This is a genomic window from Sinorhizobium sp. RAC02 (assembly GCF_001713395.1).
In the GTDB taxonomy this organism is placed as follows: domain Bacteria; phylum Pseudomonadota; class Alphaproteobacteria; order Rhizobiales; family Rhizobiaceae; genus Shinella.
The window spans coordinates 250307-263255 of the sequence record NZ_CP016450.1 but is presented as its reverse complement, the minus strand read 5'-3'; the positions used below and the strand labels follow the sequence as shown (position 1 = coordinate 263255).

Below are 12949 nucleotides of genomic sequence, written 5' to 3'. Positions count from 1 at the left end.
TCTTTGGTAGTCGGGCATTGTTAATCTCCGGGGAGCAGAGCATTCAACCGGAGGAGCGCGATACGCTCCACCTGGCCTTTCGCAGTTTCGAATTCTTCATCGGCCGTATTGCCTACGCGCTTTTCGAAAGCCGCGAGGATGTCGTCCTTGTCAAGGCCTTTGACCGCGATGATGAAGGGGAAGCCGAATTTTTCCGTATAGGCGGTGTTGAGTTCGGTGAAGCGGGCGTGTTCGGCCGGGTTCAGCCGGTCGAGGCCGGCACCCGCCTGCTCCTTGCGGCTATCCTCGGTGAGCCCGCCGGCAATGGCCAGCTTGCCGGCAAGGTCGGGATGGGCGGTGAGCACACCAAGCTGTTCCGCGTGGCTCGCCTTGCGGAAGGCATCGGTGAGCGCGGCATGCACGCCACCCGCCGTCAGCGGTTCCGAAACAGCACCGGCATCGAGCGCCCGTTCGGCAATGAAGGGCGAGTGCTCGAAGACGCCGCCGAAGCGGTCGAGGAAATCGATGCGGTCGATCATGCCTTGGCCTTCGACGGATGGTGGTTCTCGATCCAGTGGCGGGCGATGTCGATGCGGCGCGGGATCCAGACCTTCTCGTGGCCAAGCACGTAGTCGACGAAGCGGGCGAGTGCCGCGACACGACCGGGGCGGCCGACGAGGCGGCAGTGCAGGCCGATGTTCAGCATCTTCGGGCTGCCTTCCTTGCCCTCCTGGTAGAGCACGTCGAACGCGTCCTTCAGGTAGGTGAAGAACTGGTCGCCCGTGTTGAAACCCTGCGGCGTCGCGAAGCGCATGTCGTTGGTTTCGAGCGTATAGGGGATGATGAGGAAGGGTTCGCCATCGAGACCCGGCACCCAGTAGGGCAGATCGTCGGCATAGGAATCGGAGGAATAGACGAAACCGCCCTCTTCCATCACGAGGCGCAGCGTGTTGGCCGAGGGTTTGCCCTGGTACATGCCGAGCGGGTGCGAGCCCGTCAGTTCCTTGTGCAGGCGCACAGCCTCGCGGATATGCTCGCGCTCCTGCTCTTCCGAAAAATCCTTGTATTCCAACCAGCGATAGCCGTGGCTGGCGATTTCCCAGCCGGCTTCCTTCATGGCGGCAACAGCTTCCGGGTTGCGCGCCATGGCAAGCGTCACGCCATAGACCGTCGTGGTGACGTTGCGGCTGGTGAACAGCCGGTGCAGGCGCCAGAAGCCGGCGCGCGAACCGTATTCGTAGATCGATTCCATATTGAGGTTGCGCTGGCCCGGCCAAGCCGCCGCGCCGACGATTTCCGAGAGCAGGTTTTCCGACGACGCGTCACCATCGAGGATGCAGCTTTCAGCGCCCTCTTCGTAGTTCACCACGAACTGCACGGCGATGTTCGCATCGCCCGGCCAGCGCACCTGCGGCGGGGTGCGGCCGTAGCCGATCAGGTCGCGCGGATAAGTCTTGTCGGTCATTGGTCACCTCGGAAATGGCAGAAGCCGTCGCACACACGGGTTCGAGCCGCGTGCAAAAGCTCTTGAAAAGGAACCATTAGCGCCTTGGCCCGTTTCCTGTCCATGACAACCAAGGAGAAACACCTATGGCCATGCAAGATGCAAACATTCGCGAAACCCAGGACCTCATTGCCAGTGACAAGGTCGAAGGCACCAGCGTTTACGGCGCCGACGGCAAGCATATCGGCGCGGTGGAGCGACTGATCCTCGACAAGCGCAGCGGCCAGGTCTCCTACGCCGTATTGAGTTTCGGCGGCTTTCTCGGCATCGGCCAGGACCACTATCCGTTGCCGTGGGGCAAGCTGAACTATGACGAAGGCCTCGCCGGCTACCGCGTCGATCTGACGAAGGAACAGGTCGAAAATGCGCCGCACTATGAAAGCGACGCGGAGTACGACTGGAACCGTCGCAACGGCAAGGTGATCCACGACTATTACGGCGTGCCGCCCTACTGGATGTAAGCGATGCCTAAAGCCGTCCGGCTTCCGCAAGGTGGGCCTCGACGGTGAACGAGGGTGGTACGCCAAGCGTGCCGCCCTTGATTTCGTTCAGAACTTCGCGTGCCAACTTGTGCGCGATGCCGAAACTGACCTTGAAGCCACCTGTCATCAGACTGATGTTTGCGTGATCCGGATGCCGGCCGACCATCGGTTCGCGACCGACCGCCCTGGGCCTCACCCCGGCCCAGCGCTCCACCACAGGTGCCTCGGCAAGCAGCGGTGCCATTGCCCGCGCCTTGTCGATCAAGGCGTCGAGGAGACCATCGGTGGACGTCGGTTCCGCAAAGCTGTTTTCGCTGGTGCTGCCGATGGCCACCAGGCCGTCTTCGTGCGGCACGATGTAGAGGCCACCGGCAAAGATCACCGGAAACGCGGGGTCAATGGTGGCCTTGAGCAAGGCCGCCTGCCCCTTGACCCCAGTGCCAGCCGGCCGGGCGATCGGCGGATTGAGGGGAGCCAGCAGAGGGAAGGTCTCGACACCCGCCGAGAGCACACAGTTTTCAAACGCCACATCGCTTCCATCGTCCAGACGGGCGAGGCCGGCAGCCGGGTCGATCGCCTCGAGCCCGACACCTTCCGTGACCTCGACTTTCGGGTGACGGTCGAGTGCCGCTCGCAGGGCGTCCAGCAAACGGCGCGGCGCAAGGCGGGCTGCAAGACGATCATGCACCAGCCCGTGCGCCATCGCCTCGTCTCCCGGCCAACCGGCCAACGGTGCTGCCTCCAGCACGTCGAAAGCAAAGGAACGGTCCGGCGTCTTCCAGACAGTGAGCGCATCCTGCGCCTGGCCGAGCGCAAGGTCCCGGTTATGCGGCTTTGCCAGCGGGATGAGACGACCGGAGCGACGGTAGCCGACGGAGAGGCCGGTTTCAGCCTCCAGCGTCGCGATTTCCCCCTCAAGCGAAACGAGGGCGGCGAACTGAAACGCCTTCTTGGCATTCCAGCGGTCCGGCAAGTGCGGCATCAGCGCGCCGAGCACGCCGCCGCTGGCGCCCGCGCCGATTGTCCGTTTTTCGACAAGGCGCACCGAAAACCCGTCGCGGGCGGCAAAAAGTGCGGTCCACAGGCCCATGACCCCGCCGCCGCCGACGAGGAGGTCCACGATCGGTTGACCGGCGGCCTTCGCGCGACTATCGGCATATGCCATGGCTGAACACGTTCCTGAAAAAGCGCCGCCGAGCGAAGCAGTCCTCGACTGGCACGAGGGCGATATGCCCTATTCCCGCGCCTTTGACGATCATTTTTATTGCCGCAGCGATGGCCGGCTGGAATGCGGCCATGTCTTTCTTGCCGGCAACGACCTGCCCGCGCGCTGGCAGCGCGCAGCACCGTTCCGCATCGCCGAACTCGGCTTCGGCACTGGCCTCAATCTCTGCGAGACCTGGCGGCAATGGCGAGAAACCGCGCCGGAAGGCGCAAGCCTGCACTTCACCTCCTTCGAGCGATTTCCGATGGCGCGCGCCGATATCGGACGAGCGCTGGCGCATTGGCCGGAGATCGAGCAGGAACGCGCGATGCTGACCGCGAGCTGGCCGGATGCACCGGCAGGCCGCATCGAGATCGATCTTGAGCCGCGTGTCCACCTCACTGTCGTCTGCGGACCGGCGCTCGAAAGCCTCGGCCGGGGAACGACACCCTTCGATGCCTGGTATCTCGACGGCTTTGCGCCGTCGCGCAATCCGGACATGTGGTCAGCGGAACTGATGACCGAAGTCTTTCGCCTGACCACGCCCGGCGGGCGCTTCGGCACCTATGCAGCGGCCGGCTTCGTGCGACGCAATCTTGGAAGCGCCGGCTTCATCGTCGAACGCCGACCGGGATTTGCCGGAAAGCGTGAAATGCTCTGCGGGCAAAAGCCGGCGTAAGACTCAGTTCTATGAACGACTGGCCGCCAGCGCCGTGCTGCGCTTCAGCCAGCGGTCAAGCTTTTCTTCCAGTTTCTCGATGCTGATCGGCTTCGCCAGGTAATCATCCATGCCGGCGGCAAGGCATTGCTCGCGGTCGCCGTCGAGCACATGGGCGGTGACGGCGACGATCGGCACGCGGTGGCCGGTGCCGCTTTCGATGTCGCGGATCGCCCGGCTGGCCTGCAACCCGTTCATGACGGGCATGGACATGTCCATGAGGATCATGCCCGGACGGGTACTGCGGTAAAGCTCGACGGCCTCCTCCCCATTGCCCACCAGCCGGAAGCTGACGCCCGCGGCCGTCAGCATCTGGGTGAAGAGGATCTGGTTGACCTCGTTGTCCTCGGCGACCAGCACATCCAGCACGTTGCCCTCCACCGCCGGGGCGACGGACGTGGCCACGAGCGGCCGGAGCGGCAGCACCTTGGATTCCTCGGTGGCGGGCACCACTGCGGGCGTTCTGGCGCTGCGCATCACGCGCAGCACTTCGGACACGGTCTCGCGCAAAAGCTCCGCGCGAACCGGCTTCATCAGATGGGCGTGCACATCGTGCGACGAGAACAGCTTGTCGTCCGTCGGCAGGTTCATGGAGGTGAGCACGATCAGCGCAATGCCGGCAGTCGAAGGGCTTTGCCGCAGCGAGCGAACGAAGTCCGCAGAACGATCCGGCCGGTAATCCAGCAGGATTGCGTCCACCGAAACACCCATATCCCCGGCAGCGGCGAGTACGGCAAGCGCCTCGGCCTCCGACCCGACCGCCGTCGCATCGAACCCCCAGTCAAGCAACATGTCATGCGAGGCTTTGCGGGAAAGGTCGTGCGCATCGACGACAAGAATGCGAGCACCCGGCGTCGGGGCGGGTACGATGCGGGCGGGCATCGACGCGACCGCAAGCGTCATCGGCAGGCGCAGGGTGAAGACGGACCCTCTGCCAATCTCGCTTGTCGCCTCCAGCGTGCCGCCGAAAAGGCGCGTCAATCCGTCGGTGATGGCAAGGCCGAGCCCGGTGCCCTCGTGCCGGCGCGTCGAGGAACTGTCGACCTGCGAGAACTTTTCGAAGATCGATTCCATCTTTTCCGTCGGGATGCCGGCACCGGTATCCTCGACACGGATGACGATCTCGACACCGCCCTCGGTTGCCCGGGAGGTCAGGTCGATCAGCACATGGCCGCGATCGGTGAATTTCACGGCATTGCCGACGAGATTGGTGACGATCTGGCGAAAACGACCGGCATCGCCCATGACGGCCGACGGCATGTTGGCCGCCCCGCGCACCACAAGCTCGATATCCTTTTCCGCCGCCTTGGCCGAAAGCAGCGTCGCCACGTCCTCGATCGCCTCCACCGGGTTGAAGGCGATGTTGCGCAGCGTCATCTGGCCGGCATCGATCTTCGAAAAATCGAGAATGTCGTTGATGATGGTCAGCAGCGCGTTGCCGGACTTCACCATAATGTCGATGAAGGTCTTCTGGCGCGTGTCGAGATGGGACTTGGCCAGCAGTTCGGCCATGCCGAGCACGCCGTTCATCGGCGTGCGGATTTCATGGCTCATATTGGCCAGGAATTCGGATTTCGCCTTGTCGGCCGTCTCGGCCCGGGTGACCAGCCGGCGCAACTCGTCCTCGCGGTTCTTGAGATCGGTGATATCGGAGAACACCATGACGGAGCGCCCGCGACCCGTCGGCGTCACGTCGAGGCGCAGCCAGCGCTGGTAACCGCTGAAGACGGTCAGTGTCGCCGGCTTGCCCGTGAAGAGGATTTTGCCGAATTCGCTAGCGTCGACCGGCGTCTCGTCGGCAAAGCCGGCAATCTTGCGATCGACGCAGCTCTGAAGAACATCCTTGATCAGGGCGCCGGATTGCAGCAGGTGCGCCGGCATGGCGATCATGCTCGACAACGCCTCGTTCGAAAGCACGACCCTGTCGTCTTCGATGATCAGCAGGCCCTGGCTCATCGAGGAGACGGCGTCCTTCATCAGGCTGCCGACATCCTCGAGCGCGCTGCGGGCTTGCAGCACTTCGCGCTCGCGTTCGCGCCGCTCGGTAATGTCGATATAGGTCAGCAGGCAGCGGCCGCCGGAAATCGCACATCCCGCCTCGATCACCGCCCGCCCGTTGGCATAGGCAACCTCGCGCGCCGGCATGTCGCCGGCCCGGATGCCGACAAGGCACTGTTCGTAGCCTTCGACGTCAGGGCCGCCCTCGCCGCAAATTCCCCCCTGCGCCTGCTGAAAGGTGAGAAGCGTGCCGAGAGGCTGGCCCTTCATCGGCGGCAACGCACCGTCCCAAAGCTCCTCGAAGGCGCCGTTGACCAGTTCGATGAAACCGTCCTCATCGACCACGACGATCCCGACAGGCAGCGACTCGACGACGCTTTCGAGATCGGAGCGCGCGGCTTCGGCCTGGCGCTGCGCCTCGATCAACTGCTCCTCGCGCTTCTTCAGCACGGTTGTGTCGGTGATCGAGCCGATCAGGTAGCTCTTCTCATCGAGTGTCGTGACGCGGTAGAGCCGCGAGATCGTCGGCAGCATGGAGCCGTCGGGGCGAAGATACTCGATCTCGGATTCCACCAACTCCCCGCTGTCGAGCACGAGCTGGTTCTGCTGGTGGAATTCCTCTCCCTGCTCGGGATACATTTCAAGCGTGGTGAGGCCGAGCAGTTCTTCCGGCTGCCGTCCCGTCATCTCGACATAGGCACGGTTGGCGAAGATCATGCGCTGGTTTTCGTCCCGCATGAAGCTCGCAACCGGCAACTCGTCGAGCAGCGCGCGGTAGAGGCTGATCTCCTGCGCATGCTGCTTCAGCCGCCCTTCGCTCTCCTTCAGCGCCGTCACGTCGAGGCGCAGCGCGACCAGCACGCCATCCGGCCGGCGCTGCGTGACGAGGCGTGTCCAGCCGCCGGCGGGGTGGCGCGCGGCGGATTCGTAGAGTGGCAGGTCGTAGCTGGCGAGCCGGGCGGCCATCCAGCGCTCGCGCTCGGCCGATGGCTTGCGCCCGACTTCGAGGTCGTGCAGCGCCTCGGTCAGCGCCGCAAGGCTGACCGGACCATCCGAAAGATCGCCGACGAGCACCCGGTAGAACTCCCGCATGCTGGCATTGGCATAGCTCAGCCGGTTGTCCGCACCGAAGACGGCGATGCCAGCGCCAAGCGTATCGAGCGCGTCTTCGATCTTGTCGACGGCATGCGTTGCGTTCGTCGCGGCGCGGTCGGCAGTTGCAAAGTTCATCGCCTGCGGCGGATTGCCATTGCCGTTCGCGACGCTGCGCACCGTCGTTGCCAAGGCCTCGATCGAAGGGGTGAAAAGACCGATGAGAATGGACAGCGTGTGGGAAATCCGCTCGCGCTTCAACGCAATATCGAAGCTGCCGCCGCCGAAAGGATGGGCGTAACGGGCGCGCTCGGGATTGCCGAAGATCAGGCAGCGGCGTTCCGGATCGTCCCGGTCGCCATGGCCAAGCGGCTCGCCCACTTCGTCGCTGCGCAGGCCGATCATCTCCGAGGGCCGGTGATCGAAAAGCCGCGCATAGGCGTCGTTTACCGCGAGATAGCGCAGTTCGCTGCTCTTGACGTAGGCTGGATACGGATGCTCGCAAACGCGCGCGCAGGCCGCCACCAGCAATTCGTCTTGAGATTCAGCCACGCCATGTACTCCCCGAAGCGGGACAGAAGGAGGGATTCGTACCCCTTGGGGAGTACCAGCAATCCTTGAACGGATGGTTAACCGTTCGTTGCCGGAAATGCCGCATGCAGGCCTCTTATCCGAGAGAGCATTTCCCTGTCGCAAATGATGGGCCATGGCGTCGCAGGATGTGCAACAAGGGAAAAAGGCAAACCAGACCGGGGCTGCACTGCATATGGGCGACGTGATCAAACTCGAAAATCACCTCGAACAACCGGAGGCGGACGTCGCCGACACGCCCGTCGAACGGCGGCGACGCGGCGGCGGGCGGGGTGCCGAGCGCACCCGTCGCGCACCGGCCACGTCGAAATATCTCAATCTCGTCAACACGACCGCCAAGTCCACCGTGCTTTCGGAGGATGCGCTGGAGGCCGTGCACCAGGCGTCGCTGACGATCCTCGAAGAGATCGGCATGGACGTCATCCTGCCGGAGGCGCGCGAGCGCATGAAGGCCGCCGGCGCCGACGTGACGCCCGGCACGGACCGCGTGCGTTTCGACCGCGGCCTCATCCTCGACATGATGGCCTCCGTGCCGCCCGCCTTCACCCTGCATGCCCGCAACCCGCTGCGGAATGTCGAGATCGGCGGCAACAGCCTGGTCTTCGCCCAGGTCGCCTCCGCACCCTTTGTGGCGGACCGAGAAGGCGGCCGGCGTGCCGGCAACCAGGAGGATTTCCGCAAGCTGGTGAAGCTCGCGCAGTCCTATGACGTGATCCACACCACCGGTGGCTATCCGGTCGAGCCTGTCGATATCCACGCCTCGGTGCGTCACCTCGATTGCCTATCGGATATGGTGAAGCTGACCGACAAGGTCTTTCACGTCTATTCGCTGGGAAAACAGCGCAACGTCGACGGTATCGAGATCGCCCGCATCGGCCGCGGCATTTCGATGGAGCAGATGGAGCGCGAACCCTCGCTCTTCACCATCATCAACACGTCATCGCCGCTGCGCCTCGACGGCCCCATGCTGCAGGGCATCATCGAAATGTCCTCGCGCAACCAAGTCGTGGTGGTAACCCCTTTCACGCTGGCCGGCGCCATGGCACCGGTGACGATCGCCGGTGCGGTCGTGCAGCAGAACGCCGAGGCACTGGCCGGCATTGCCTTCACGCAGATGGTGCGCAGGGGCGCGCCGGTCATGTATGGCGGCTTCACCTCCAATGTCGACATGAAGACGGGCGCGCCTGCCTTCGGCACGCCGGAATATATGAAGGCGGTGGTGGCCGGCGGCCAGCTCGCCCGCAAATACAATATCCCCTACCGCACCTCGAACACCAATGCCTCGAACACGATCGATGCGCAGGCGGCGTATGAATCCGCCTTCTCGCTCTGGGCACTGACCCAGGGCGGCGGCAATTTCATCATGCATTCGGCAGGCTGGAGCGAAGGCGGCCTGACCGCCTCCTTCGAAAAGTTCATCCTCGATGTCGACATGCTGCAGATGGTGGCGGAATACCTGACGCCGCTCGATGTCAGCGCCGACGCACTCGGGCTCGATGCCGTGCGCGATGTCGGCCCGGGCGGACATTTCTTCGGCACGCCGCACACGCTTGCGCGCTATGAGACCGCCTTCTATTCGCCGATCCTGTCGGACTGGCGCAATTTCGAGACATGGACGGAGGCTGGCCGACCGACGACCTACGACCACGCCAACCGGGTGTTCAAGGAAAAGCTCAACACCTACGAAAAGCCGCCGCTCGACCCGGCGATCGAGGACGAACTGGATGCGTTCGTCGCCAGGCGCAAGGAAGAGGGCGGCGTTCCGACCGACTTCTAAGTTTGGCAGGATGTTGCCCCATCTTCCCTTCTCCCCGGTGGGGAGAAGGGGCAAGAGGCATGGATTTGATCGATATCAGCGTGGCTAAAGCTTACGCATCGAACATGATCGAGCGGACGGAAGAAATCAGTTTCTCCGTCGGCAGGTTCGAAAAGTTCTTGTCGATCTCGGCCATGGTCAAGGTGCGGGATTTATCCGAAAGCTTCGTGCGCAGATCGCCGAGCGTCTGGGGTGCCGCGCAGACGACAAGACGGTCGAAGGCACCTTCGGCGGCATAGTCATCAATGCGGCCGGCCACTTCGGCGGTGAATTTCTGCTGCTCTTCCCGCACCGGGTCGCTCGAATATTCCATGGCGGACCGGCCACGGCCTACGGAGGAGTGACTGCGGCCGGGCTTGTCGGCCATGATGTCCTGCGCCCTTTTTGGCTCCCAGCGAAAGACTTCCTGCTCCGGGCTCTGCTGGCCATCGATCAACAGGTTCACCCCCTTGAGCAAGCGGGCCTGGTTGCCGTCGGCGGCGAGAATCCAAGTCGTAGCGGTCATGTTTCACTCCCGTAGCGAGGTTATGGATGCGCAGAAGCGAATCTGCGCCGATCAGCATCCGCCAGCATTGTGGCAGGATGCACGTTGACCGAACGCAACAGGTCATCCGCATGTTCCGGGTGGCGAAGATCACGAAGCTGTTGGAAAGACGTGTTCACCCCTATCCCCGTGCCGGCCAGGCTCGCTAGGGTGCCGCAAACGAGTGGAGAAACCCGTGGCCGAACCGCTGAAAAACCTGCTGCATCCCGGACTGGTGACAGACATGGCGCCCCACATCTCCCGCCATGCGCCGGACTTCGATACCGCCCGCTTCACCCGTCTCGCCACCGATGGCATGGAGGCGCTGGAACTGATGCAGCGGTCGGAACGAATTCGGGAGGCGCTCACCGAAACGCTGCCCAAGGACTATACCGTGGCGGCAAACATCCTGCGGCAAGCCCTGCCGAACGATGGCAAGCCGGGCCTTTCCGGCTGGGCGCTGTTGCCGGTCAACCAGTTCGTCTCCCAGCATGGTCTTGAGCATTTTGACCTTTCGCTCGCCCTCCTCAAGGCCCTGACGCCGCATTTCACCGCAGAATTCGGCATCCGCCGCCTCATCCATGCCGAACAGGACCGCGCGCTCACGGAAATCTCAGGCTGGACCACCGACGCCAATCATCATGTGCGCCGGCTTGCCAGCGAAGGTACCCGTCCCCGCCTGCCCTGGGCGATGCGCCTACCGGCGCTCGTCAAGGACCCGCAGCCGATCCTGCCGATCCTCGTCGCCCTCCTCGACGACCCGGAGGACTATGTGCGCCGCTCTGTCGCCAACAGTCTCAACGATATCGCCAAGGATCATCCGGCGCTGGTCGCGGATTTCGTCGAGCGCCATATCGACGGCGCATCCACCGAGCGACAGCAATTGCTCCGGCACGCCTCACGCACCCTCCTGAAGAAGGGTGATGCAAAAGCACTGGCCAATTTCGGCTTCGCGGCTGCAAAGGGCATAGTCGCGACGCTTGCGATCGCCACACCGGTCGTCGTCTTCGGCGACAAACTCGGCTTTTCCATCACCGTGACCAATGGCGATACGCTGCCGCAGCGGCTGATGATCGATTATGCGATCCATCATGTGAAGGCGAACGGCACCCTGGCGCCAAAGGTCTTCAAGTGGAAGCAGCTTGACCTGCCGGCAGGTGGGCGCCAGACGATCGACAAGGACCATGCCATTCGGCCGATCACCACGCGGGTCTACTATCCCGGCACGCACCGGATCGAAATCCTGATCAACGGCGCCGTTTGCGCGACCGCGGACTTCGATCTTCGCATAGGTTGAGGCCCAATCCTTTCGCACCTGCGAAAACTAGGGCTTGACTTTTCACCGCAAAACAACGACATGACCCCCAGCGTCGCCCTTCGGCCGCCGCGTGAGCGAGCCACCGACGTCCCTGCAACGGGATGCTAAGAAGGACAAGCGCAAGAGACGATCCGCCTCCCATTTGCGGATGACTGCGCCGACGACTGCCAACCAACCCACAAGTTCCCAATTCACGCGGGGTTCTTGACGCCGAACGAAACCGGAAACGCATGGTGCGTTCCGGCTTATCGCGTTTGGCGCCCCGAAAGGTATGCACTTGACCACTTTTCACGACCTCGGCCTCTCGAAGACCATTGTCGATACCCTTTCCACCCTCGGTTTCGCCACCGCTACCCCCATCCAGGAAAAGGCCATTCCGCTCGTCATGGAAGGCTCCGACCTGATCGGCCTCGCCCAGACCGGCACCGGCAAGACGGCCGCCTTCGGCCTGCCGATGATCGAAAAGCTTCTGGCTGATCCGCGCCGTCCCGACCCGCGCAACATCCGCGCCCTCATTCTTGCACCGACCCGCGAACTGGTGAACCAGATCGCCGACAACCTGCGCGACTTCGTGAAGAAGACGCCGCTGCGCATCGTCACCGTCGTTGGTGGCGCTTCCATCAACAAGCAGACGGAAATGCTGAACCGTGGCACCGACATCCTCGTCGCCACGCCCGGCCGTCTGCTCGACCTCATCGCCCGCAAGGCCGTGACGCTGACGCAGGCCCGTTATCTCGTGCTCGACGAAGCCGACCAGATGCTGGACCTCGGCTTCATCCACGACCTGCGCAAGATTTCGCGCCTCGTGCCGAAGACCCGCCAGACGCTGCTCTTCTCGGCCACCATGCCGAAGCTGATCGCCGAACTCGCTGGCGAATACCTCGTCAACCCGAAGAAGGTTGAAGTCTCCCCGCCCGGCAAGGCTGCCGACAAGGTCGAGCAGTACGTGCACTTCGTGCCCGGCAAGGACCACAAGACCCAGATCCTCAAGCAGACGCTCAACGCCAATCCGGACGGCCTGTCGCTGGTCTTCTCGCGCACCAAGCATGGCGCCGAAAAGCTGATGAAGCATCTCGAGCAGGTCGGCTACAAGGCCGCTTCGATCCACGGCAACAAGAGCCAGGGCCAGCGCGAGCGTGCCCTCAAGGCCTTCCGTGACGGCGAGATCCGCGTGCTCGTCGCCACCGACGTTGCCGCCCGCGGCATCGATATTCCGGGCGTCACCCACGTCTACAACTACGACCTGCCGGAAGTGCCGGACGCCTACGTGCATCGCATCGGCCGCACGGCCCGCAACGGCCGCGATGGCATCGCGATCGCCTTCTGCGCCCCGGACGAAGCACACCTGCTGCGTGACATCGAGAAGCTGATGGGCATCAAGATCGCCGTCGCCAGCGGCGAAGCCCCGGCCGTTATCACGGCAGGCCCGGGCGGCAAGTCGCGCAAGCCGCGCAGCGGCAGCGGCCATCGTGCCAGCCAGGGTCGCGCCGGCCAGCGTCCGCCGCGCAAGCCCTTCGGCGAAGGTGCACACGCAGCCTCCGACGGCGCACCGGGCGCCGGCAAGCGCCCCCACGGCGGCCGCCCGCCGCAGAAGCAGGGCGAGCGCCAGAACCGCAACCACGGTGCCGGCAACGGCCAGGGTCGCCCGAACCAGAACGGCAAGCCGCGCCGCTCTGAAGGCCAGCGCCGCGAACAGGCGTAATCGACATCACAACTGAATGAGG

Annotated in this window: 10 protein-coding genes; 5 read left to right on the top strand and 5 right to left on the bottom strand. The window is 63.7% G+C overall.

The window, feature by feature from the left end; genetic code table 11:
* Window positions 1–20: 20 nt before the first annotated feature.
* Both uraD and puuE read right to left on the bottom strand, forming a co-directional pair.
* Entirely contained in the window at window positions 21–518 is a 498-nt protein-coding gene (gene uraD / locus BSY16_RS01195) for a 2-oxo-4-hydroxy-4-carboxy-5-ureidoimidazoline decarboxylase (protein ID WP_069057978.1), read from the bottom strand.
* Window positions 515–1444 (bottom strand): allantoinase PuuE, encoded by a 930-nt coding sequence (gene puuE / locus BSY16_RS01190; RefSeq protein ID WP_069057977.1) that lies wholly within the window; start codon window positions 1442–1444, stop codon window positions 515–517. Before puuE ends, uraD begins: the two co-directional genes overlap by 4 nt.
* 125 nt (window positions 1445–1569) lie before the next feature.
* Between puuE and BSY16_RS01185 the strand changes: the two genes are divergently transcribed.
* Window positions 1570–1944 (top strand): PRC-barrel domain-containing protein, encoded by a 375-nt coding sequence (locus BSY16_RS01185; RefSeq protein WP_069057976.1) that lies wholly within the window; start codon window positions 1570–1572, stop codon window positions 1942–1944.
* Between the two features lie 7 nt (window positions 1945–1951).
* On the opposite strand, the gene BSY16_RS01180 is transcribed toward BSY16_RS01185, so the two are convergent.
* Complete coding sequence (locus BSY16_RS01180) at window positions 1952–3130, bottom strand: NAD(P)/FAD-dependent oxidoreductase (RefSeq protein ID WP_171902372.1); 1179 nt, start codon at window positions 3128–3130, stop codon at window positions 1952–1954.
* On the opposite strand from BSY16_RS01180, the gene mnmC2 reads away from it, so the two are divergent.
* On the top strand, window positions 3129–3848 hold the full coding sequence (gene mnmC2 / locus BSY16_RS01175; protein WP_069057975.1) for a tRNA (5-methylaminomethyl-2-thiouridine)(34)-methyltransferase MnmC2: 720 nt from the start codon (window positions 3129–3131) through the stop codon (window positions 3846–3848). The two genes, BSY16_RS01180 and mnmC2, sit on opposite strands and share 2 nt — an antisense overlap.
* 9 nt (window positions 3849–3857) lie before the next feature.
* Here the strand turns inward: mnmC2 and BSY16_RS01170 are convergent, their stop codons facing one another.
* Window positions 3858–7529 (bottom strand): PAS-domain containing protein, encoded by a 3672-nt coding sequence (locus BSY16_RS01170; RefSeq protein WP_171902371.1) that lies wholly within the window; start codon window positions 7527–7529, stop codon window positions 3858–3860.
* A 214-nt stretch (window positions 7530–7743) separates the two neighbouring features.
* Here BSY16_RS01170 and BSY16_RS01165 point away from each other — a divergent pair, with 214 nt between their 5' ends.
* Window positions 7744–9345 carry a trimethylamine methyltransferase family protein gene (locus BSY16_RS01165; protein ID WP_069057973.1) on the top strand — a complete coding sequence of 534 codons (1602 nt, stop codon included), beginning with the start codon at window positions 7744–7746 and terminating at the stop codon, window positions 9343–9345.
* 91 nt (window positions 9346–9436) lie between these two features.
* On the opposite strand, the gene BSY16_RS01160 is transcribed toward BSY16_RS01165, so the two are convergent.
* Complete coding sequence (locus tag BSY16_RS01160; RefSeq protein ID WP_069057972.1) at window positions 9437–9889, bottom strand: host attachment protein; 453 nt, start codon at window positions 9887–9889, stop codon at window positions 9437–9439.
* A gap of 214 nt (window positions 9890–10103) precedes the next feature.
* Here BSY16_RS01160 and BSY16_RS01155 point away from each other — a divergent pair, with 214 nt between their 5' ends.
* Complete coding sequence (locus BSY16_RS01155) at window positions 10104–11204, top strand: DNA alkylation repair protein (RefSeq protein WP_069057971.1); 1101 nt, start codon at window positions 10104–10106, stop codon at window positions 11202–11204.
* A 298-nt stretch (window positions 11205–11502) separates the two neighbouring features.
* Window positions 11503–12927 (top strand): DEAD/DEAH box helicase, encoded by a 1425-nt coding sequence (locus BSY16_RS01150; RefSeq protein WP_069061297.1) that lies wholly within the window; start codon window positions 11503–11505, stop codon window positions 12925–12927.
* Window positions 12928–12949 lie beyond the last annotated feature (22 nt).

Bases quoted from the DNA above. Each gene is read 5' to 3' on its own strand.
- uraD (WP_069057978.1), bottom strand. From the start codon at position 518: ATGATCGACCGCATCGATTTCCTCGACCGCTTCGGCGGCGTCTTCGAG.
- puuE (WP_069057977.1), bottom strand. From the start codon at position 1,444: ATGACCGACAAGACTTATCCGCGCGACCTGATCGGCTACGGCCGCACC.
- BSY16_RS01185 (WP_069057976.1), top strand. From the start codon at position 1,570: ATGGCCATGCAAGATGCAAACATTCGCGAAACCCAGGACCTCATTGCC.
- mnmC2 (WP_069057975.1), top strand. From the start codon at position 3,129: ATGGCTGAACACGTTCCTGAAAAAGCGCCGCCGAGCGAAGCAGTCCTC.
- BSY16_RS01180 (WP_171902372.1), bottom strand. From the start codon at position 3,130: ATGGCATATGCCGATAGTCGCGCGAAGGCCGCCGGTCAACCGATCGTG.
- BSY16_RS01165 (WP_069057973.1), top strand. From the start codon at position 7,744: ATGGGCGACGTGATCAAACTCGAAAATCACCTCGAACAACCGGAGGCG.
- BSY16_RS01160 (WP_069057972.1), bottom strand. From the start codon at position 9,889: ATGACCGCTACGACTTGGATTCTCGCCGCCGACGGCAACCAGGCCCGC.